Genomic DNA, 23,080 nt, shown 5'->3' with positions numbered 1-23,080 from the left:
TTATAAGCCTCTCAGGACGTCATGTAGGTGTCATTCTAGTATCGGACGACCCAAACATCATTCGTAATAGTAAATGCCTTACAGATGCCTTTAAATCGGTCTACAGAGGTGACATGAATGAACCTAGCAAAGTTGGCAAAGATACAGGACTTCGATGAGAGAAAGAAGATTATGTCACTGTTGTACAAATTTGATCGTGAACCGGATAAAGAACGTGTAGTGGATAGGTATATCAGGTATGTAGAGTCGCAAAAATGGGAGGAGAAACCACATGAACAAAGTTGAGGAATTGTTGAAGAGGTATCCGTCGTATAAACATGCTGTGAATGTATATGAGAGGCATCGACCCATGCCAAGCGCAGGAATCGCCAATTACAGTGGAATGTCAGGCGGTTCAGGAGCGTCAGAATTGTTCTTTGCTCTGAATGGTAGAATGGCTGACATGGGTAACACCTCGTTTGATGATTATAATGACTATTTACGATATAAAACAACAGTAATTGAGATTGATAGCGCTTTGGAAACGATAACTGACGAACAGTATTCCATCATAAAATTAAAGTGGATGCAAGGATATACCCTTCAACAAATTGCTGATCGTAAGCATTATCATGTGAAAACAATTAAGTTGCACCACAAAATTGCATTATCTAGGCTGAAAGATGCACTACGTTTTACAAAGTTCCAAGAAATTGAAATGCCAGATAATCATGTTACTTTTTTTTCTCAAACAGTATAGTATAATTTAATTGTGGAAAGAAAGCTAGATGTTACTTTGATAGCTAAACGCGCGGTCGAGTAGCACTTCTCATCTTTCCCGTAACATATTTCTTTCCACACAAAAGAGCATGAGTAGTTTCCTCCTACTCGTGTTTCTTTGTGTTTATTCACGTTTTAAGGAGGAAACTATTTGTCAACTGTGCAAGAACAATTGGCGGCTCTGCGTGCTGGCATTCAAGGATCACAAGGCGCAACAGAACAGCCAGAAGTGGTAACAACGCTTGAAGATGAACTGATGATTTTGATTATGGATCTAGGATTGTTTGATGCGATTGTACCAGCACCACCTAATGGTGAACGTATTTTTGAGTATGAAGATCGCCGTAAGACGTTCAACATTATCATGCATGACTTTATCACTGAGCAGTTAAATGCGCTAAATGTGGCCCATGAAGAAGTGTTGGAAGACCTGAACAGTAGGTTGACTAATACTGAGAATTTGTTAGACAAGGAAATTGGACGATCTGCAGACCTTCAACATGATCTTGATAAGCTTCAGACAGATTATGCGGAATTGAAGGAGACGTATGAGAAGAGCAAGGAAGAGAAGAAGTACGAGGCTCCTAGTGAACCGCTTAAGAACCGTATCGCTAGTCTTAAACAGCTATCGGCAGATGAAATGGTTGCGAGATTCGAAGCGCGTCAAGCAGCTAACAATCCTTCAACTGCTGCACCGGACTTACAGTTTCGCACAGAAAATAGTGCGACTCAGCTTGGAAGCAATTCAATTCTTTCTCCCGTTGAAGTACCGAAAGTAGAGTTTCCCTTTCAGGCAAGCGGATCCGAAGCAGTATCTGTCGACTCCGAACCTGGAGAAGTGGTTTCGCAAGCAATTCGAGACTACGTGGAAAAAAGGCTCGAGAGATTCGAAAAAGAGTTTAAACCGAGTTGGCAATAAGAAGTGAGGTGAGCGATCGTGCCTGGTGAACGGCGGCTTACAAGTATAAAAGCGCTATTGGAGGATATACAAATTTCTTTAGCGCCTATTGGTGGTACGATCACGATTGATGAGATCACGAATACAGTTACTGTACAGTTAGTCGAACCTGTCACGATTGATGGAACGATTGCAATATCAAGTTTGCCCGCTATTGTGGCTAGCATTACAAGCTTGCCGAATGTGACAATAGCGAGTATACCGGCAATCGTTGCGAGCATTACAAGTATTGGTGGTACTGTAACGATTGGTGGGACTATTGCAGTTTCATCAATCGCAGGTACTGTACAAACGAATGAAACATTAAACACGTTAACGCTGACTTCAAGCGTAGTGTCTGTAACATCTGCTGACACATTAGTATTATCAGCTAATGCCAATCGCAAGTTTCTTTTGATCCAGAGAGGTACTACAGTAGGTCGAGTATTTGTTAAGTTTAGTGCAGGTGCTGCAACGGTAACGAATGGGATGTTGTTTCGTGAGAATGCCTATTTCCAGTTTAATGACAATGAGATATATACCGGTGAGATTAGAGCTATCGCTGTTGGTTCAAGTAAGACTCTCTATGTAACGGAGGGTGTGTAGATGTCAGTATTTAATCAGATCCCTACGTATGAACTACAAGTAGATGGTATAAGCCAACAAACTTTAAACGTGAGCAATGTATCCGTCACGATATTAGCAGCTAGAGCAGAACGTAAGTACATTCTTATACAGAATCTAAGTACAGCTGCAGCTCTCGTATATATTCACTTTGACGCAAGCGCAGCTACAGTAACAAATGGTGTTGGTTTACGTGAAGGTGAAATTTATGTGTTTCCAGCAGGATTGGTATACACAGGAGAAATAAGAGCTATCTCAGATACTGCGGCAAATAAGCCAATATATCTTGAGGAGTGGTACTAATGCCTGTTAAGAACTTAACTACGACTAAGGTATATTACGGTAATACAATCCTTAACAATGGCAAGATTTTCGTAGGTTCTGCTGTTACAAATGCTTCTGGTGTTGCAAGGTTCTACTTAACAGATGATGGTACAGCAACAGGGAATAATATATTTAACAATGTTCGTAGCTGGGCTACTGATGTAGTCAACGCACTACCAGTTGATTCACGAGCAACTACAATTGGTTCTAACTATGTTGAGATTACGGTTACACGGTTTCAATTCACTGGAATCGTGTTACTAGGTATACCTGTACTAGGCAGTGTGACGATAACGAATGTAGCAGGATCTACAGTGATGTTTACTGTGATAGGAGATTAGGAAGGAGTGAATGATATGGCGAAAGTAGGGCGACCGCCTAAAATAAAAGAAGTGGATATGCCTGAACTCGTGAAAAAGTTCGAGCAATATATTAACGAAACAGAGATTCCAATCATTCAAGGATTCTGTTGGAGAAATGGAATTAGTAAGAATTACCTGTACGACCGAGAAGAATTTTCGGAACTATTAAAGATTGCCATAGCAAAAAAGGAAGAAGCACTAGAGATTGGTGCTCTTACGGGAACTCTACAATCACCAATGGCTATTTTTTCATTGAAACAATTAGGTTGGAAAGATCGAGCTGAAAAGATTATATTTGTTGATCCTAAAACGCTTAGTGAATCTGAGTTAAAGAGGTTGATGGATGATGGAAGTTAAATGTTTTTGTTGTAATACCATAGTGAGTCTTCCTGACTCATATAAGGAGTATGACTTCACACACGTTCTATGCGATACGTGTGATGCGAAGGTTGATGAGGATGGCTCTTGATGTATATAGCCGTGCTGCACTGCAAAAGGAATTAGCAAGACGTAACAACATTAAACAGACAATGAACATAAGTAGTGCTTATGAATGGATATATAAGAATGGCTTTAAGAACGAGAATGGTGTTCCTATGGAATTCCACGATCGTTCTTTTTTGATTGACCCATTGAAGGATGAATCGAGACTGTTAGCGGTGTTGAAGTGCGCTCAGGTTGGATTCAGTACAATAAGTATCTTCAAGACTATGTATCACTGTATCAAGCTAGGGCATAACGTGATTTACACATTGCCTACAGATAGTGATGCAGAGGAATTTGCAAAGGCTAAGACTAACATGATCCTGGATAACAATGATTCTATACAGGGATTCATGATTGATAACTCACTTCATACAAAGTCGTTTAAGACACTAGATGGAACTAACGTAGGCTTTTGGCTTATGAAGGGCACACACGGTCGTTCAGCGAGCATTATGCAGACAGCTGACATTCTGATTAAGGATGAGTTTGACAGGTCTAATCAGCCCGTCCTGAACGCTTACAAGTCGCGTATTAAGGCAAGTTCATATGGTGCAGAGTGGGAGTTTAGCAATCCTAGCTTTGCAAACTTCGGTGTTGATGTGTCATGGCAATTGTCGGACCAGAAGCATTACTTTTACTGGTGCAATTGTGGACACGCTTCATACATCACATATGAGCCTGAGAGCTTTGATGGTGGTAATACTCACCATGTGTGCAGAGAACGTAAAGAGTATGTGTGTGGTGCTTGTAATGAGGTGTTAGATAGACATGCATGTGATAAGGAATGGGTAGAAAAGTTTAACGATGATAAGTGGGGTATCAGTGGTTATTGGATCTCACAAATGATGGCGCCGTGGATTAGTGCAGCTGAACTCATGCGTGATGAGAAGCTTATGTTACCTGATGTATTCGCTAACTTTGACTTAGGTAGGCCATATCAAAGTAATAGTAATAGTTTAGATCCATCAAACATTATCAAGAATGTGCAGTACGATGAGAATGGCTATGTGATGAAGAATGATGGTAAGTATCGCGTCATTGGCGTAGACGTTGGTGGAACCATTGATAACCCTCATTTCCACGTTGTGAAAGGTACTGAGAATGGAATTGACAAAGTGATTAAACTGCAAGGTGAAGAGGCATTACACAACTATTTCAAGATGAAGAACATTAGCATGTGCGTGTTAGACAATGCACCTTATCCTGAAATAGCAGTGAGGTTAACAAAAGCATTTCCTGGCAAGGTGTGGAGGTGTGTGTTTGACTACTCAGACACGAGGAAGGAATTGTATGCAACTGATTACCAAACTCGAATCATTAACGTCCATAGAACTCGTGCTTTTGATAGGGCAGTTGACGGTTATATTACTGGTGATAGGAAGGTATTCATCGATGGCATGGAACCGACGTTATCAGGTATGTCAGGCGGTCAAGAAAGCCTTTGTAAGCATTGGAAGGCGCAACGTAAAGTAGGTACAAATGGTGAGTCTAAGCAGTTTAACAATGATAATAAGGACTTGAAGTTCGACCGGTTAGGTAGTGCAGTACCAATGTGGATTAATGATAGTGCAGATCACTTCAGCTTAGCTGATATATATAACTTAGTTGCACAGCAAGTAGTGCTAAAGCATATGGAAGGAGTTGTGTAACTTGGCTAAGGATAGTAAGAATAAAGAATCACCTAAAATTGACCGCAAGAGTCAGGAATATCTAGATTTAAAGAACCAATTTTCTGATGATCTCAAAGAGTCCAAGGGATTTATGGACCCTATCCAGCAACGTATGGATAAAGATTACGACATATACAGGAATTACAGGTATGTAGATGACTGTGAGTTCAAGATAAGCGACTTCTACGCCTACGTAGAGACTGTGGTTCCTATTGTCACTAATAACCGTATACGTGCTCATGTAGCGAGTGACTACCCTGACTACACAGTCCATGCTAATGGATTGAATGACATACTAGATAACACGTATGACATTAATAACTGGGACTATATGAGCCAAGAGTTGATGCGTATGGCTCTTATACAACGATCTTCATTCGCTTACACGGGATTTGATAAGAAGTATAAGAATGATACAGGTAAGCTATGTATTGATGTTGTGAATGCTCGTTGGTGTTGGACAGATCCTGCAGCTTGTCACTTAGACAAAGATAGCAGGTTCTTTTTCTATGTAGAGCCTATGAGAAAGTCACAAGTACTTAGACTGCATCCAGATATCAAGAGTGAGCTCAACAATGCTACTCCAAGCATGGGACCATGGACGCAAGGATCTGGTAGTGGTACAGGATCATCTTGGTTTAAAACATGGCTGGCAACTGTCAAGAACTTCTTAATCTTTAATAACAATGCTACACAAGCTAGGCAAACAGAACGTTACACAATCCTTCCTGAGCTTGATGAGCAGGATAAGTATAAGAATGTCATTGCCTATATTCACTACTGGTATAGAGACGATGATGATTGCTGGAGAGTATCACACTGGGCTGATGATATCCTGTGTGATGATATGCCTAATCCCTTTTATCATGGACGTTTGCCTTACGATATCCTTAGCCCTATTAAAGATATATTCAGTGCTTGGGGAATACCGGTCAATGAGCAAATGGAAGAAATGAATGTGCAGCGTAACTTGCTTATGCAGTATTACATTAACAATGCTCAATTACACGGGAATCCGCCACTTTTGTTTAATACGACAATGGGCAATGTGAGAGACCCTGAGAAGCTACGAGAGCAAGCAAATGAAACGGGTGTCATACCTATTAATAATCCTGACATGGTTCCTCTACAAGCTATTGCAGACTACATGAATGTACCTGTAATGCCAGGTAGTGCAACTTCATTATTCGATCACTTAGGCGCTATCATGGATAATATTAGTGGCATTAATGATTCTTTCCGTGGTACAGCTCAGGCATCCAGCGGTAAGGAAGTACAGTTGCAACAGGAAGCTGCATATACACGCATTAAAACTATGATTGACCAGTTTGAGTTGTTTAACAAGAACATCGCGGAGAAGATAATTTCAAATGCTATGCAATTCTACACACAAACTAGGGCCTTTAGAGTTAAAGGTGATTACACCAAGTATGATGACGTGAAGAAGATGCAAGAGTATCAAGGTAATGAAATGCCTTTTGATATAAAACCTATTCCGCAAGGTATGAACGCCGAAACAGGCGAGCCTACCATGAGTAAATCAGAGTTCTTTATGTACGCTAATCCTAATGAGTGGACTAAACTTAAACCTGATATGGAGAGTGGTATTGATGGCGAAGAACAAGAAGAACTCGAAGGCAACGATTATAACGGTGAAGAAACAGATGCTGACACCGCCACCAAATCCCGTAATAAAAGAAAAGAGTCCGATGAAGAAAAAGAAGTAGATAGGGCTTATAAAATTTTGCAAATGACTGTTGAAATCGAAGCAGGATCATCCTTACCGCAGTCTCGTATTGCTAGGCGTGAAGAAGCTTCTGAGCTTTTCCAAGCAGGTGCTATTGATCAGGAAGCTTTGTTGGATGCATATGATTATCCTAACAAAGAGAAGATCATGAAGCGCATGGCAGAGAATGCACAACGTCAACAAGAAGCACAAGCTGCAGCGGCGAAAGCAGAAGCAGATGCTAAGATACAATCGCAGATACAGCTAGAGCAGATCAAAGCACAGACAGAGATACAAAAGGCACAGATGACCAATGAGAGCAAACTCCAACAGCAACAAATGTCCAATCAAGGACAAATTGCTGATCAGAGTATGCAAAACAGTGGAAATGATCTGTCTAGTATCTTGCAAAAGGTGAGAGATGCAGCACCAGAAGCACAAAACATGAGTGATGAACAGATACTTGAGTTAATATCACAAACTTAGCTGGGCATGGGTGAGAATCCTATGCCCTTTTATATACCCAAAATTCGGTACCGAACAACCTTAAATGGATTCGGTAGGAGGTATTTACATGTTTAAAGTTAGACAGGCCATATTCAATACGGAAGGTAGCGGTGGCGGTAAGCCGTGGGAGGGTATTTATTCAGCTCCTTATGTGCCTAGTGAAGCCTACGCTGAGGAAGTGCAACCCGAAGGGGACACTGATACTGAAGTATTTGAAGAAAGCGACGAGATTGCGGAAGAAACTACGGAAGATGTTTCGGATGATGAACTTCAAGACGTTGAAGAATCAGAAGATACAGAGGACGTAGTTGAATCTGAGGATGAACCTATTGTAGATGAAGATCCTGAGATTGAATTAGGAGATGGTAAGAAGCCTGTTAAGCTCTCCGAGCTAAAAAATGGGTTCTTACGACAATCAGACTACACAAAGAAAACGCAAGAGTTAGCAACACAACGTAAAGAGTTTGAAGCGCAGAGAGAAGCTTATAGACCAATCGAGGGATTCAAGAACCATTTAGAGTCCAATCCTTGGTTATGGCAACAGATCAATGAAGCCGTTAAACAGTTCGAGACTACGGGTGCACTACCATTGGATGAGGTGCTAGCAGACGTTCAATACGGTCAGTACATCAATCATTTAATGAACGAGAACCAAAGGTTACAGAAGGAGATGGGAACTCTCAAAGGTGACTACGAGGGAGTTAAACTATCAACTGAAATGACCAAAATTAAGAGTGAGTTAAAGGGTGATTATGGTGATCTAGTAACAGATGATTACTTTCAATCACTTCAAGAACGTGCTAAAAGTGAGAACCTTTCACCTACAACTCTTAAAGAGATAGCTGAAGGTCATCTTGCTAAGCAAAAACTAAAGTCATCTAAACAAGATTTAAAGAAAACTAGCAAGGAAGCCGAAGCACGGGCTATTCAAAAGCTTCAGGAAACACGTAGACAAGCACCGTCTGCACCTAAAACGGTCACATCTACACCGGGTAAAGGAAATCCCTACAACAGCTCGCAAGGTTGGGGAGATTTCTTCAAGAGTCTATCAAATTAACTACTAATTTCAGGAGGTTTTTAATATGGCAACTAGTTTTGATAAGTATTTTGCATCGTGGGTAAATGAAATCCCGAAGAAAATGTACGACAATATCGTGAAACGGTCCCCTACATTTACAATGCTTATGCGTAAGGAGAAAAAGTGGGATCAAGGTGGCGACACGATCCAACCACAAATCAAGTATGTACAAGCCACAAATGCGGGATCGTACAAAGGATATGACACACTCGATATCACGCCTCAGCAAACGCGTACAGACGCTCAATTCAATCGCAAGCAGAATTATGCGTCCATTGTTTTCAACGGTTACGAGATGGCTTCAAGCCGTGGTAAAAACGCTATCTTCTCCATGGCAGAGATTGCAATGCAAGATGCTGAAGATACAATGTTTGATAAGATGGCTACTCAAATATTTTCAAATGGTACGGGTAACGGTGGTAAGGATATCCTAGGTTTAGCTGCTGCTATTGATAATGGTACTGGAACTGCTACTTATGCAGGTATTGACCGTACTGTGAATACATGGTGGCAAGCAAAGCAGCAATCCGCTATCGGTGCGCTGGGTATGGATGATCTGACGAACAACTATATCGCTGCTTCTCGTGGTGGTATGCAGAATTCACCAGATTACATGGTTGCTGGTCTAACTGCATGGCAAGCTGTTAACACACTGTGTCGTAATCGATTCCAAGAACACAGTATGACTTCTAATGCTGGTAAAATGTTCGGTAACCTTGGTTTCCCATACATCAACTTCATGGGTGTTCCAGTAGTGTATGATGAGTACTGCCAAACAGATACTTTGTACATGATTAACTCTGAAACAGTACAGCTTTGGAGTGACCCTGTAATCAACTTTAAACCAACAGAAATGGTTAAACCAGCTAACATGGATGCGAAGATTGGACAGATTCTTTGGTCTGGTGAGCTTGTATGTACAGAGCCACGTGCCAACGTTAAGCTAACTGGTATCACTTCTGCTGACACAACAACACCATAATAAATATAAAGGAGACTGATAAATATGGCAGGTCCAAGTACAAATAGTTCTTTTAAACAAGGTGCATATGCGAATACCACAGGTGTAGATACAGCTATTTCACAATTGACAGTGGAAGTGTTAACAGCTGACCCAGGAGCGCCTGAGTTGCTTGTTACATTCCCGCGATGCTGGATTAACACTACTACTGGTATTATGAAGTTCTGTATCAATGGAACTACTGTTAAGTCCAACACATCAACTTAATACCTCCGAATAACCGCAAGGAATCGGGCTACTCTTACTCATAGGGTAGCCCTTATTTTTATTTAAAGAGGAGACTATTTTATGGATATTTACGAAATCAAACAATATAGCCGTGAAGAGCTAGGTAAATTAGTACATGTACAAGCTGATATTATCGCGGTATGGGATAGCAAAGAGTACGACTTGCGTGAAGGTGCAGATGTGAAACTTGGTGTTTATTTTTCATGGAGAGATGCTTACAAAAAGGTGAATTTCACGGTATCCGAGGCGAACGAAACGCAGACACACAAGGAAAAGAGAGAGATTCAAAACCCTTTGGAAGAGAATGATCGCGGAACTGCCTTTGAAGGATTGAAAAGAAGTAGACAAAGACAATAAGGGTAGGTGAGTTATGTGCCTTTCATTGGCCGTTATACGAAATACCCAATTTACCCGCAATTCGGTGCGGATCCAACTACCCAAAACAATGTACTAGTAGTTACGTTCGAAGAAGATGCATTTTTACCCGGAGCGACAGTTAACTATCAGTTTAAAACAGGTGATTCTGAACTGCGGTTATATGACCAAGTTGTCGAGTTTGTTGAGGGTGAAGTTGATTTCACTATATTTGAGGGTTCCACATGTGTGGATGGTGTCGATGTTGTTCCAGTGGGTAACGCAGATCGCAATAGTACATTTGTATCTACTGTATTTGCAAGCTCTAACCCTACCGCGATTGTAGGTGGGAACACGTTGGACTCATTAGAACACTTTGGTTTGAACTCACCAGTTATTGGCCTTGGAGATTTACCGCCATCTAGTGTCAACTATGTAACATTGAAGTTTAACACCAATTATATATTGCGATTTACTAATGTAAGTGCGGTAACAATCATTGATTTTCGTGTGATTTGGCTATGGTCGGAGTAGGGGGTGGAATATGGGAAGAAGTACGGTAGCGCAGCTTATAGCTAGGGGCCAGAACATGAACAGCTATAACAATAGTGGTATTAGCACAAATGCACAGTGGTGTGATGGGTTTAATGCTGCATTGCAAGACTTAGTGGAAGACATTAATCTTACTGCTAATTTTTCAATTACGTTTATTGCAGGTAAAAGGGAATATGATTTACCAGATGATTTTTTCGAGTTACAAGAACTACAGGACCAGAACTTTTTTTGTATGGTTCCTAAACGTAGGCACTACACATCAGATGGTCCTTATTATAACAATTGGTTTCAGGGATACTTTGTCCTTAACCGCGGTGCAAACTATGTACTTGATTTGTTTGAATATACGTCAGATCAAGTATTCACAGGTATTTATACAAGATATCCAGCTTTCTTGAACACAGTTGATGCTAATACTCAACAACCTGAAGTACCAACAATTGGTGAAAATGCCCTCATATATTTTGCAATATCAAGGGGATTACGAAACAATAATCAACCTGGACAGGCTTCTGAGATGGAACGCATGTATGAGTTTGAACGCAGGAAGATAAGAGATGCGGCTGCACGAGCCTTATTAGGTGGGTGGTAAACTATGGCACGTATGGATCGTAACGGTAGTGACACGGTAACACTTGAAATAGATAGCTTTTTAGGTGTTAACACGGATGTACAATTCTCACAGATCGACATTAAACAATCTCCCGATATGGTCAACTTGATACCTGGTAGGATTGGTTCATTAAGGCACCGTCCAGGTACGAAGTTGATTACGCAGACACCCAGAGTGGGTGGACTATCTAGAATGTTTCCATATCGGTTAGCAGCAACGACTAACATTGTAGCATCAGGTGGTACTACTTTATATAAATACAATACAGGCACATTAGCGTGGGACGCTCAAACGATGACCAATGCACTCAATACTGCTAATATCAATGCGGTTCAATTCCGTAATGATGCTGCTGTAGAGGTATTGGTTATTGCTGATGGATCAAACTTGAAATCATACAACGGAACAGCGGTGGTTAACATTACTCCTGCTGCTAATGATTCAAGCCCATTACCCGCAAATAACTTAGCTACGATTAATACAACTAATCCGGCACAGGGGATTACAACACATAACAATAGATTGGTGATATGGAATACAAGTAAAGATACCATTTATCACAGTAAGCCCGGGTTCTTCGATTATTTCCCAGTTACTAGCTTTCAACGTTGGGTAAAGGACAGTGACACTATTCAGACTTGCATTAGCTTTGGATCCTCATTGCTAGTGTTTATGAAGAAGAATGTTGGCGTTCTATTTGGTGATGGTTACAGCGCTACACCGGTTGCAACAGATTGGTCGCAGGATTTCCTTGATACAACAGATGGTTGTGTGAATCCGCGCAGCGTTCAGATCGTCGTATTCCCCGATAATTCGGAGCAAGTATTCTACCAAACGGATCGGGGAGTAAGCGCAGTGGTAAACGTAGCCACTAAAAGCTTGGATAACGCCACACGATTGGCTACAAGGGACGTAACTGATGGAAAGGTAGATTGGAATAAGTTAGGAATTACACAGTCTGAGTGGTCAAATGCGGTGTCTTATTTCACGGATGGTAAGTATTGGTTGACGTGGATGAGGGGTAGTACATTTCAAGGTATGGTGTATGACGTTCACACGGATCAATGGCATCCGATTAACAATGTACTTGCAACTGATTATTATGCTGATACAACGCAGTATTATTTCATTTCTGCAGACGGTCATCTTCATGCGTTTGATGACAATAAACACTTTGATTATACAAACTTTGCGCAAACGACAGGTCCAGCAGTTTCATGGTATTGGTACAGCAAGCTAATGAATCCTGTGTTAACAGGTTTTGATCACTTCTGGGACATTTTAATTATAGAAGCTCAGCAATTCTTACAAAGTGCGACGATTGATGTAGAGGTTAATACAATGATTGGTCAGTTCATACAACAACAGGCTATAAAAACAGAGATATTTATTGTTGGTGTGTCTATCATTGGTCAAGGTCAACTCGCAAATACGAATTTAACAGACATCATTAACAATGCTAAACGTCTCAGGATATTCCTGAAGGGTCAATATGCTCAGATAAAATTAAGCTCTAGCCGTGGTGAACCTGTAGAGCTTTACGATATAAGGTTTGAAACACGTCCACAAGTTACGTATTCAGGTTAAGGGAGGTTTAACCATGACAGCCGGTCCAGTTAATAGGGTATTACTAGAATCAAACTTTCAGAATGATGGAGAAGTTTACAGTGATGAGAAAACAGAAGCATGTTTTGATGTTGTATCCGATCAAATCGACGATAACTGGAACTATACAGCTGGATTAGTTGCAAATGGACTACTAACACCATATCCTGCTGATTTAGCACGACAAGCATTGATAAATGGTAACTTTGATATTTGGCAAAGAAACATCGTTTTCACAAATCCAAGTACGTTTAGTTATACATCTGACCGTTGGAAGGTCTCTTTCGCAAATACAGGGACACTACCGACAACAATAATTCATTCTAGAGGTGTAGTGACACCCGGAGACATTGCAAATACATCTTTCTTTTACAGAATCAATCCGAATGGAACAGGTTCTGGATTTGGTGTAAATGACTCGTACGGAATACAACAAATAATTAAAAACGGAACAAGATACTTATGTGGTGATGGCAGAAAGTTAACAATTAGTTTTTATGCTAAATCCGATATGCCTAATAAAAAGTTAGGTGTTCATGCAACTCAAACATATGGTACGAATGGAACGCCTTCTGCTAACGAGCAATTAATAGGCAATATAATCACACTCACACCAACGTGGACAAAATACACGGTGACTGTTACGAGCAACACGTTAGTAGGTAAAACGTTTGGATTAGACATAAATGACACGTTAAATATTAGTTTTAATGTGATGTTTGGTTCTACGTTTGCACTTGCGAGGTATGGACAGTCAGTGAGTGAGACATTCGGTGGAAGTGGTAGTATAGACGTTTCACAAATGCAAGTTAATATTGGTGATGTTGCGGTTCCATTTCAACCGAAAAGCATTAATGAAGAATTAGATGATTGTTGCGTTTATTACACCAAAAGTTATACGCAAGGTACATTACCTGGTACCGCAGTTACAAATGGCGCAATAGCTTATCAAACAAGAAATCCCGCCCCTGCTTCTACTTCATCTACAATTTTTTGTTATGTTCCTTTTAAAAGAGTGATGAATGGTACTCCCGTAGTGACTTTATACAGTATATCAGGTGTAGCAAATGCCATAAGGGTGTCTTTAACAACTGACCGAACAGGTGCAACGGCGAATTCTATAGGAGACACAGGTTTCTCATTCATCGCACTTAATAACACATCTCCAACAGTTATTGCAGTTGACAATATAATTGATTTTCAATATGTGGCAGAAGCAGAACTATAAGGGAGGTCATACACTTGATCGAAACTTACAAACATTATATTCGTGTGGATCAAAGTAGCGTAATCATTGATGGATATAGCGAATGGCAAACAGATAAAAGAGTGGATGACGAAATTCAACTATCTGGAGAATTCAGCAGGAATTTTACTATTGACCTTCTCACAGAAAGATTACAGTTTAAATACAAACTACTGGATGGTTCCATCGTCGCAAGAAATCAAATCGAACTTGATGATGAATGGAATATGCGGCCACCAGAACCACCAACTATAGAACAACAACTATCTGACCTGCAAGACGTTGTAAACGTGCTATTAATGGGAGGTATTTAATATGTCAGCAGTATTCCTCAAGTACTTTCTAGGACAGTGGAAACTTTGCAAGATAGATGAATCTTATGTGTCTGCAATGGTCGAATCAGGTAGGTTAACACAAGAAGAAGCGTATGAAATACTAGCAACACCTAGAAATTGTGAATGAGGTGGTGACACATGGGAACAATTAGCCAATCGCAATATGATACACTATCTAATCAAGTGAAACAGGGTGGTTCTGCTGCAGCGGAAGCCCTTAAACAGTTGGAAGGAAATACAATCGCCCCATCATCATCAGGAAGCAGTTACACGTCATCTACACCTACTTATAACAATAATAACAATTATAGTAGCGGAAATAATTATGGAAGTAGTAATAATGGTAGTTCGTATACATCGCCAGCACCTACACAGACAAATCAATCTGGACAAGCTCAATTACCATCATGGTTGGGTAGTATGTACTCCCAAGTTCCGGGTACAAACTATTACTCAACAAATCCGTCTAATCCTAACTCAGCTAAGTATTATGCAGATGGAAGTCCAGTTGCTAGTGTAAGTTTTGATTATACATCATCAGGCGGAAATAAGTTCGATGGATATGCTTCTCCAGAACAATTCCAAAACATCATGAATTATAACACATCAAATAATCAACAGGGACTCCAGCAATATTTATCAAATCAATTGGCTCAAGGCGGACTACAATCGAATGCTTCCATATACAATAACTACCCAAAAAATACGACTACAAATACGGCAACAGCAAATAACTCAACTAACAATGCATCACAAATGAACTCATATGGAAATAGTGGATTAACATCATCTCAACAATCTGCTACGGATTGGATTAACAATTCTGCAAGTGGCCAAGGTGGGATACAAAACTATATCAAGACACAGATTGACCGCTATAACCAGGCTATACAATCAGGTGATAGAAACCTAATTAGTGCTTTACAGGCTGATGCTAATCGTGTAGGGTACTCACTTCCTAACTCTACATATACAAGTTCAGGTGCTGGTGGTACAGGAACTGGATCTAATAATACAGGTACTCCAACAACAGGACTTACTGGCATTGGATTGGGTACAGGAACTGATTCGTTGACTAAGCAAATAGCTGATCAAATTAAGGCTAGAAACGATGCGCAAATTCTTGCTATTAACCAAGGTTTAGCAAGTGCAAATCAAGCTAGTCAGTTAGGTTTACAACAGAATAACAATGCATTGAATGAAGGTATTGGAAAAATTAATCAACAGGAAACTGTAGGAAGACAATCCGCACAGGAGCTACAAAATCGACGTGGAGGATTCTATTCTGGTGGATTGGACTATCAATTAGGATCTCAAGCAGCTGCTTCTACAGAGGCTCGTAGCAACCTTCAAAGGGATGTAGCGGCGCGTAACGCTGACATTACTGGTCGTAACACGCTTAACGCTGAACAAGCAGCTCAAAAGATTGCACAGATTAATCAAGCCGCACCTGCTGAAATTCAACAGTTGGTTTCTGAATCACTGGCTAAGCAAGCAGAAGCTAAAGCTAAACAGGACCAACAAAGACTTGAAAATGCCATTAAAACAGCTGGTGTCACAGGATACTTCCAAGATCCAGCAGTTCAAGATGTACAGGAAAGAATGGCCGCAAACAGTGATGCATGGTTCAAAGCTTCACCTGCTGAACGTCAACGTCTTGCTGCAGAGAATCAGCAACTAGGAGCATCTATTGGAGCTTGGCAGAATGAGGCAGGAGATTGGTTAGCACCACAACCGGCACCTACATTAGCTAGAGAGAAACAAGCGTATGATCAGGCTTATACAGCGGCTAGAGATCAGATTAAAGATGATCAATACTGGGCTAAGTTTGATAATGATAATGAAAAGTGGGGATTAGAGTACGCAGCTGACCAAGCATATAAACAAGGTCAATTAAATATTTCCGCACGTAATGCCGCGGTTAATGAAGCTCAAGAAGCTAGACAAGCTAGTGAAAGTGGAAGAAAGTTAGCGTTAGATGAAGCTAGAGAAGATAGATTATCAAGAGGTGACACAGCTAAGATAGATCCAAAACTATCAGCTAACAACTACGATGAAATCCTAGACGATATGACTGCAAATATCACAAATAAAGCAGATGCAAGGGCGTTAGCTAGTGCCAACTCATCTGAATTATCTGACAGTGACTATAAAAAATTACTTGATTACATTAACGATACCTATTAAGAGGTGGTAAAAATGGTTGTCAGTTCTAAAGATTTAAAAAGTGGCAACGTGCCATCCTCTAAAAAGGGTGTTGTTAAGTCATCTGAATTATTCAAAACATCTGCACCTACCAATACAGGCAAAGGGAAAATAGGTGGAGCTGTAGAGCAGGATGACATCATGGGTACTCTAGGACGTGAAGAGAGACTAGCCAATGAGTATCAAAAGAAAGTCGAAGCTTCTAGAAATATTCCTATCATTGGTAAGGCTTTAAAAGGATTAGATAAAGCTGGTGAATTCATTGAAAAGAATCCAATTACTCACTTTATCACTCAAACGGGCCGTGACATTGTATCTTCAGGACCAGCAGGTGCTATTAGTGGATTAGAAGGAGCTGCTACCAATATACTTGGTAAGTATGCTCCTAGCCTTTTAGTAGGTTCTACAATAGGTAAGAAGGCTGCAGGTGTAGCTGCTAAAGAAGCACTAGTAGGTGCTCCATTAGGTGCAGCACAGACACAAGCAGCTAACCCAGAAGCAAGTGTTAAAGATGTGCTAGTAGGTGCAGCGATTGGTGCAGGTGGTGGTGCAGCTCTTGGTGGTTTAGGTACAGCTGCAGCTAAAGGTGTAACTAAATTTGCAGACTTACAAGCAAATAAACTTACTCAAAATGCAATCAGAAACACAGCGGAGAACACAAGAAGCCGAGTAACTTCACCATTCATAAAAGGTGCACCGGATAACGTAGTGGCTAGAAGTTATACCGAAGAAGTAGGTAAGACATTTGAAAATAAAGGTAAAATAGTGAAAGCTGTAGACCTTAAACAGCCTACATCTGCACCGGATATACCTGTAACAGGTTCAGTCCCAGAATTATCTCCACCAGTCCGAGAAATAGCTGAACCCATTCCTCAGGAAAGAAGAACAATTACAACATTACGTCAATCTGGAAAATTAACACCAGATGCACAAGCTGGTATTGAGGCTTCACCTGTAAGGACATATGAACCAATAACGAATGCAGGAACTGTTGAAAGTGCTAATAGACGTATTTCTAATGATATCGATAAAGCAGAAGCTTATGTACTTGGCGGTACTCAAAAGCAATTAGATGCAGATCGTGTTGCTACTGGATTTAGATTGATTGACGAGTTTCAGAAATCTGGCCAGACAGAAAGAGCAATTACAATAGCTGAACAACTAGCGGAAAAATTAACGAAGGCTGGTCAAACTGTACAGGCAGCTTCTTTGTGGAATAGACTTACTCCAGAGGGCGCTTTACTCGCTGCAACTCGTAGAGCTAAAGATGCTGGCAGGACACTAGAAACGGCAGATGCAGATAAAATAACCGAATTCGCAAATATTGTTCAACGTTCCGGACAGAGTGTAGATCGTTCTTCAAATGTCATGGATATAGCTGCGAAATTGAAGAATAAAGAGACATTGAGTATCGATGAATTAAAAGAACTAACTACTTTCGTAGATGATGCTAAAAGTATGTTAGGCACTCCGAAAGTCTCAAGAGAAGCTAGACAACCTAGACTTCCTAGAGAGACAAAAGTTAGGGATCAATTACTAGCGAACTTGGATTCCAAAGAAATTGCATTAAAAGAGTTTATTCGGAAAAATAGCGGTCGTGTATCATCTACGCCACTTGATCTGTGGGGCGCTTATGCGGCTCTAGGAGCTGTTAAATTGGCAAAAGGTACTATATCATTCTCTAAGTGGTCTCAGTCGATGATAGACGATATTGGTGAAGGTGTGCGACCTCATTTAGCAAATCTTTTTGACCGCGCACAACAAGAAGCAGCGCAATTAGAACGCTTGTTACCGACAAAGACAGGAGCAGAAAGAGTTGCTCAAAAATATATTGATGCAGGTAATCTAAGTCAAAATGATGCTACATTAATTCATGATCTTGCTTCTAGAATTGGTAAAATGAATACCAATGACAAGCAAGTAGCGTCTAGAGAAATTCAAGCAATATTAAATAAGTATGAGAAATCAAGCATAGAGGATAAAATTAATGCGGTTCGTTACATTGCTATGTTAGGTAATACAATGACGCAATTAACGAATATTATTTCTTCGCCAATTGTATTATTAGAAAGAAGCATGTTGAACATGATACAAACTCCTTTTGACATTGCAAGATCAGCAATTACGGGAGGACCTAGACATATTACTTTCAAACAAGGTCCAGGATTATTTGAAAACTTCTTTAAACCAGTAACTGACTACGCGAAAGGTGCGAAGGTAGGTGGAGAAGCAGGTTGGAGAGGTATTGACCCTAATGGAATAACAACACAAAATGATGTAAGAGGATTAGCGTTTAAATCAAAATGGAATCCTGCACGATGGGCCGAAGGGACACTAGGAGCCGTTATGAAGAGCGCTGATTATGGAGCTTATAATGCTGCTGTTCAAACAAGATTGCGTCAAATGGCTTACTTAGACGCTCTAAACACGGGTATTAAAGGCAAAGATCAAATAAGACAGTATATGGATCGTTATTTAAACAATGTTGATGATAATATCGTATCTTTAGCTGATAAATTCGGTAAAGAGGTAACTTTCCAAACGAGAAGTAAGGCAGCTGAAGGTGCACAAAAACTAGTCAGAGGTGCTAACTTATTCTCGACACTAGGGAGATCAGACAAAATAGGTTTAGGTGGTGCGTTACTTCCATTTGTACGAACACCTACTAACCTTCTTATGGCTGGACTAGAGAGGACACCACTAGGATTGGTTAAGGGCTTGTATGAACTTAGCACAATGGCTAAAAACACTAATATAACTCCGCGTGATGTGTCTGAAACGATTGCAAAAAGCATTATAGGTACTGCTGGGTTAACAGGTACTGGTTATGTTTTAGGTAATCTAGGAATTATTACAGGTGATTCATCGAGTAAATCGAAAGATGTTCAAGCGTTAGAACAAGATGTAGGACGTGGTAAGTTTAAGTTCAATACAACCGCATTTGCGCGTATGATGAAAGCTCTAATAACTGGTAATACCAAGGAGATAGAAGAGGTTTCTAAGTACCGCGAAGGCGATAAGCAGTTAAATTACAATAGATTGCAACCATTTGCATTCCCTACGGCTATTGGCGCGACATTTGCTGAGCAGCAGAATCAAGCGGATATAGCACAAAAACGTGGTGATGAAATACCATTGTCCACACAAGTCGGTAAATCTCTAGTTTCAGCCGGACAGTCTTTGTTTGATATTTCTTTACTCAAAGGGTTGAAAGATACTTTTGATACACAACCTGGTGAAGGTGTAGGGGATATTGCAAAGAAAATAGGCCAGAACTACGTGAAATCATTCTCTCCTTCTTTGCTTGGTCAAGAGGCTCGTAGACAGGATGAATCACAAAGATCTACAACGTATGAAGGAGTTATTCCGCCAGTTAAAGAGTATTTGCAATCAAGGATCCCAGGTCAATCACAAAAACTACCGCCTAAAGTAACTAACTTAGGTGAAGTTAAACAGAATGAACAAGGTGTAATTGCAAATTATTTGAATCCTCTACAATCTGCTGATACGCAATACAATAAAGCATCACAAGTTATTTATGACTTGATCCAGAAGACAGGAGATGAAAAATTAGCTCCTTCGCCTTTTGATAAGTCAGTCAGAGGTAAAAAATCAGGTGTTTCAACGACGATCAAACTTACTCCAGAACGACTTGCAAAATCGCAACAAGATGTAGGAAAAGAAATATCTAGAAGGGTATTATCTATACCACGTGGAATTTCTCCAGAAGCTTCTGCTAAACGTGTTGAAACAATATATAGTGAAGCACGTGAAAAAGAGCGTAATAAGCTTAAAAAGGAGTTTGGTTTAAGGTGATATGGGTAATCATTTTAATATTTTCTATAAGTATCTTCATCATGTATCGAAAAAGACAGTATAAAGAAATAATCTATGGACTTGTTGCATTGCTAATTCTTCTGTTAGTTATTTACACGAATAATGAGTACCATTGGATACCATATCCCGATAATGAGTCACCTTAACTGGTGGCTCTTTTTATTTCCCTAAGGAGTGATAAGTATTGATTGTCCCAATGTCATGCGCAGTCGAAGACGATGTATTTAACGCAGTTAAACTAATCTGCGGCGATGAAGTAGCGTGGAATCTATGCTATGAGGATGCGCAAACGTTCGAGCAAGTAAGAGAATTTGTAACAGTTGTATTAGATGGATATAAGAATGTAAGGGAGGAAACAGCTTGAAGTGGACTATGCCAAGCTTTCTAGTAACAATCATTACAGTAATCGCAATAACACTTAACAAACGGTTCCTATGGGACCTAGATCCGCAACAGATCATTGCCAGTGTATCTTTGGCCGTTAACTTCGTAGGTGTAACTATTATCTCAGACATAGCTAAATTGAAGCGTGGTGAGTCGCCTAACTGGAACTCAACTAAGCTATTTACGCTATTATTCGTACTGCTCATCGTTGGATTCAGTGAATATATAGGGATCCAACTTGATGACGCGGACATTTGGTGGATAGCCGGTGCAGCTGCAGCATTCATCACAGGTAAGGGAATTAAGGACATTGTGCAAGTGAAGCAGAATGGAGGCACGACCAATGGGAATGCGCAACCTTCAATTGTCATCGACAATAACAAGTAATGTTGGAAATATTATTTACACGGACGTAACGGATTCACTACCTAAGAATTCTAAAAATACGTGGGCCCAGTTAGCCGGTACACGATCAATTAATGAGCTTACAACGATTGTTCTGCACCATGACGCGTACCCTAAAGCTAATACGGCTAGTTATTCAGACGTACAAATGATGTCAAAGATAGCTAATCAGCACATCAATAACACCACCTACGATGCCACAGGAGAGGGAGGAATTCCGTATCACATATTCATACGTAATGGACGTGTTTATCAATGCAATGACCTCCTGGATCGTACATACGGTGTCGGCAACCACAATGGTTATACAGTCCATATTGTCGTATCTGGTGATTATTTTAATTTTGATACACTTACCGATGGAGATCGTAATGCTCTTTATGCTGCTATTCTTATGGTTATTGATGTACTGCCTAACTTTAAAGAAATTAAAGCACATAAAGAATTAAATCCTACGAGTTGCCCGGGATATGATTATGTAAGAGTAAGAAATGATGTTAAGAACATACAAATGAAGATCCAAAGAGACAGTACAATAGAAGCTCAAGTAGAGCGCTGCTTTGCTGTTAAGAATCAATCTGAGTTTATGTACAACCTAGCACAACAAAACGATGGTGACGGTGCATGGGCCCGTAATTGGCTAGATGCTGTACATTCGATCATGAAAGAAAAGGGACTCTTATAGAGTCCCATATACTTAATTTATTTGAACGTAATTAGTTATAACAACAGGAGTACTAGAACCCCATTTCTTTCCAAGCGTTATCTCCAATGATTTAATATCTGCAGACGACATTTTACCTTTTCGTTCCATCACCCAGTGATCTCTTCCTGTAGTCACACCATGTTTCCATGAAATCATGTATCTTCTTCTAAATGCCATTCTCAACCCTCCTTTACCCATATTTGTTTCAAATCAAATCCTGTAACTTCTTCAATCTCATAAATCTTGTCTAGTGTAGGATAAGTACCATTTACCCAAGCGCTAACAGTGGACGGGCTTACTTTCATTACCTTAGCAAATTCACCTTGATTCATTCCAACATCGGCCAATACTGCTTTTAATCTGCATCTAATGTTCACAAATATTTCACCTCTGTATAAGCATATCATATCTAAATTCGATGGACAAACATAAATATCGTGTATACCGAATATTATTAACCATAACCCAAAAGGGAGATGGTAGCATGAAATGGAACACAGGTAAAAATGATTGGTCAGACCTTGCAGCATGGCTAGTAATCGGTGTTGGATCAGCATTAATATGGGGGTGGCACTTGCTATGTGTATCACTCCTGTAATGCAACGCTTAGCAGAGCTATGGACCATTAACAAGCGACAAGGATTGACCGACAGTGAAATGATGGAGATGCACCATGCACTGGCTGCTAATGCAGCGTACTGTTTCAAGATGGCCCACCTAGAGAACCTATCAATGATTGCGTACAGTATAGGTGATGTGGAGTGGCACCATCAAATTTGTGCGGAAATAGAAAAAAGCCTCTACTAATCAGTAGGGGCTTCTCTTACTTCAATCAATTTAATTGTATCTCCACATTCCATTAAAGGAAATTCACTGTCACAATGTTCTTGAATAAATGAAGATCGGTTACAATCGCAGGAGAAGTTACCTTCAGTCCATATGTAATCACTATGAAATTCTAAGTCATTAGTAAATTCATATACAGTATCATTAAACATAAGTTTTACGTATGTCCCCATCGTTTCACCTCTCCGTCTACTTTGTAATCGTTACCTAATTATAACATAAAAATAGCATCAGTAGGGTAGTATTGAGATATACTAGGTGATCCCT

Annotated in this window: 25 protein-coding genes; 23 read left to right on the top strand and 2 right to left on the bottom strand. The window is 40.2% G+C overall.

The window, feature by feature from the left end:
* Nucleotides 1–271: 271 nt before the first annotated feature.
* The 22 genes from AC58QT_RS35110 to AC58QT_RS35005 all read left to right on the top strand — a co-directional run bounded on the left by AC58QT_RS35110 (nt 272) and on the right by AC58QT_RS35005 (nt 21,946).
* Nucleotides 272–739, top strand: coding sequence for an RNA polymerase sigma factor (locus tag AC58QT_RS35110; protein WP_497412988.1), 468 nt, complete (start codon nt 272–274; stop codon nt 737–739).
* A 171-nt stretch (nt 740–910) separates the two neighbouring features.
* The gene (locus AC58QT_RS35105) at nt 911–1,678 is read left to right on the top strand and encodes a hypothetical protein (RefSeq protein ID WP_497412987.1); all 768 of its coding nucleotides are present in this window, start codon (nt 911–913) and stop codon (nt 1,676–1,678) included.
* Nucleotides 1,679–1,696: 18 nt separating this feature from the next.
* Nucleotides 1,697–2,302 (top strand): hypothetical protein, encoded by a 606-nt coding sequence (locus tag AC58QT_RS35100; RefSeq protein WP_497412986.1) that lies wholly within the window; start codon nt 1,697–1,699, stop codon nt 2,300–2,302.
* Nucleotides 2,303–2,623, top strand: a complete 321-nt coding sequence (locus AC58QT_RS35095) for a hypothetical protein (protein ID WP_497412985.1) — start codon at nt 2,303–2,305, stop codon at nt 2,621–2,623.
* Nucleotides 2,623–2,985 carry a hypothetical protein gene (locus AC58QT_RS35090; RefSeq protein WP_497412984.1) on the top strand — a complete coding sequence of 121 codons (363 nt, stop codon included), beginning with the start codon at nt 2,623–2,625 and terminating at the stop codon, nt 2,983–2,985. The genes AC58QT_RS35095 and AC58QT_RS35090 overlap by 1 nt, the downstream gene beginning before the upstream one ends.
* Before the next feature lie 15 nt (nt 2,986–3,000).
* The gene (locus AC58QT_RS35085) at nt 3,001–3,363 is read left to right on the top strand and encodes a hypothetical protein (RefSeq protein WP_497412983.1); all 363 of its coding nucleotides are present in this window, start codon (nt 3,001–3,003) and stop codon (nt 3,361–3,363) included.
* Between the two features lie 101 nt (nt 3,364–3,464).
* Nucleotides 3,465–5,141, top strand: a complete 1,677-nt coding sequence (locus tag AC58QT_RS35080; RefSeq protein WP_497412982.1) for a phage terminase large subunit family protein — start codon at nt 3,465–3,467, stop codon at nt 5,139–5,141.
* A gap of 1 nt (nt 5,142) precedes the next feature.
* Nucleotides 5,143–7,374 (top strand): portal protein, encoded by a 2,232-nt coding sequence (locus AC58QT_RS35075; protein ID WP_497412981.1) that lies wholly within the window; start codon nt 5,143–5,145, stop codon nt 7,372–7,374.
* 88 nt (nt 7,375–7,462) lie between these two features.
* Nucleotides 7,463–8,452, top strand: a complete 990-nt coding sequence (locus AC58QT_RS35070; RefSeq protein ID WP_497412980.1) for a hypothetical protein — start codon at nt 7,463–7,465, stop codon at nt 8,450–8,452.
* Nucleotides 8,453–8,477: 25 nt separating this feature from the next.
* A complete protein-coding gene (locus tag AC58QT_RS35065; RefSeq protein WP_497412979.1) occupies nt 8,478–9,455 on the top strand; it encodes a phage major capsid protein in 978 nt (325 codons plus the stop codon).
* A gap of 24 nt (nt 9,456–9,479) precedes the next feature.
* A complete protein-coding gene (locus tag AC58QT_RS35060; protein WP_497412978.1) occupies nt 9,480–9,701 on the top strand; it encodes a hypothetical protein in 222 nt (73 codons plus the stop codon).
* An 81-nt stretch (nt 9,702–9,782) separates the two neighbouring features.
* The gene (locus tag AC58QT_RS35055; RefSeq protein ID WP_497412977.1) at nt 9,783–10,079 is read left to right on the top strand and encodes a hypothetical protein; all 297 of its coding nucleotides are present in this window, start codon (nt 9,783–9,785) and stop codon (nt 10,077–10,079) included.
* Between the two features lie 15 nt (nt 10,080–10,094).
* The gene (locus tag AC58QT_RS35050) at nt 10,095–10,610 is read left to right on the top strand and encodes a hypothetical protein (RefSeq protein WP_497412976.1); all 516 of its coding nucleotides are present in this window, start codon (nt 10,095–10,097) and stop codon (nt 10,608–10,610) included.
* 10 nt (nt 10,611–10,620) lie between these two features.
* Entirely contained in the window at nt 10,621–11,223 is a 603-nt protein-coding gene (locus AC58QT_RS35045) for a phage adaptor protein (RefSeq protein ID WP_497412975.1), read from the top strand.
* Between the two features lie 3 nt (nt 11,224–11,226).
* Nucleotides 11,227–12,831 (top strand): hypothetical protein, encoded by a 1,605-nt coding sequence (locus tag AC58QT_RS35040; RefSeq protein ID WP_497412974.1) that lies wholly within the window; start codon nt 11,227–11,229, stop codon nt 12,829–12,831.
* 13 nt (nt 12,832–12,844) lie between these two features.
* Complete coding sequence (locus AC58QT_RS35035) at nt 12,845–14,077, top strand: hypothetical protein (RefSeq protein ID WP_497412973.1); 1,233 nt, start codon at nt 12,845–12,847, stop codon at nt 14,075–14,077.
* Nucleotides 14,078–14,091: 14 nt separating this feature from the next.
* Nucleotides 14,092–14,409 carry a hypothetical protein gene (locus AC58QT_RS35030; protein ID WP_497412972.1) on the top strand — a complete coding sequence of 106 codons (318 nt, stop codon included), beginning with the start codon at nt 14,092–14,094 and terminating at the stop codon, nt 14,407–14,409.
* Between the two features lie 159 nt (nt 14,410–14,568).
* Nucleotides 14,569–16,617: a hypothetical protein gene (locus AC58QT_RS35025; protein WP_497412971.1), complete on the top strand. Its 2,049-nt coding sequence runs from the start codon at nt 14,569–14,571 to the stop codon at nt 16,615–16,617.
* Between the two features lie 12 nt (nt 16,618–16,629).
* Nucleotides 16,630–20,451 (top strand): hypothetical protein, encoded by a 3,822-nt coding sequence (locus tag AC58QT_RS35020; protein ID WP_497412970.1) that lies wholly within the window; start codon nt 16,630–16,632, stop codon nt 20,449–20,451.
* Nucleotides 20,452–20,656: 205 nt separating this feature from the next.
* Complete coding sequence (locus AC58QT_RS35015; protein WP_497412969.1) at nt 20,657–20,836, top strand: hypothetical protein; 180 nt, start codon at nt 20,657–20,659, stop codon at nt 20,834–20,836.
* Nucleotides 20,833–21,243 (top strand): hypothetical protein, encoded by a 411-nt coding sequence (locus AC58QT_RS35010; RefSeq protein WP_497412968.1) that lies wholly within the window; start codon nt 20,833–20,835, stop codon nt 21,241–21,243. The genes AC58QT_RS35015 and AC58QT_RS35010 overlap by 4 nt, the downstream gene beginning before the upstream one ends.
* Nucleotides 21,200–21,946 (top strand): peptidoglycan recognition protein family protein, encoded by a 747-nt coding sequence (locus tag AC58QT_RS35005; protein WP_497412967.1) that lies wholly within the window; start codon nt 21,200–21,202, stop codon nt 21,944–21,946. The genes AC58QT_RS35010 and AC58QT_RS35005 overlap by 44 nt, the downstream gene beginning before the upstream one ends.
* Before the next feature lie 12 nt (nt 21,947–21,958).
* Here the strand turns inward: AC58QT_RS35005 and AC58QT_RS35000 are convergent, their stop codons facing one another.
* The gene (locus AC58QT_RS35000) at nt 21,959–22,144 is read right to left on the bottom strand and encodes a hypothetical protein (RefSeq protein WP_497412966.1); all 186 of its coding nucleotides are present in this window, start codon (nt 22,142–22,144) and stop codon (nt 21,959–21,961) included.
* Nucleotides 22,145–22,146: 2 nt separating this feature from the next.
* Entirely contained in the window at nt 22,147–22,344 is a 198-nt protein-coding gene (locus tag AC58QT_RS34995) for a helix-turn-helix transcriptional regulator (RefSeq protein WP_497412965.1), read from the bottom strand.
* Nucleotides 22,345–22,528: 184 nt separating this feature from the next.
* Here AC58QT_RS34995 and AC58QT_RS34990 point away from each other — a divergent pair, with 184 nt between their 5' ends.
* Nucleotides 22,529–22,774 (top strand): DUF7667 family protein, encoded by a 246-nt coding sequence (locus tag AC58QT_RS34990; protein WP_497412964.1) that lies wholly within the window; start codon nt 22,529–22,531, stop codon nt 22,772–22,774.
* Nucleotides 22,775–23,080: the final 306 nt, after the last annotated feature.

It is taken from the genome of Paenibacillus sp. J31R109, assembly GCF_059692055.1.
Note: the sequence above shows the minus strand (reverse complement) of the source record. Positions and strands in the feature narration are given on the sequence as shown.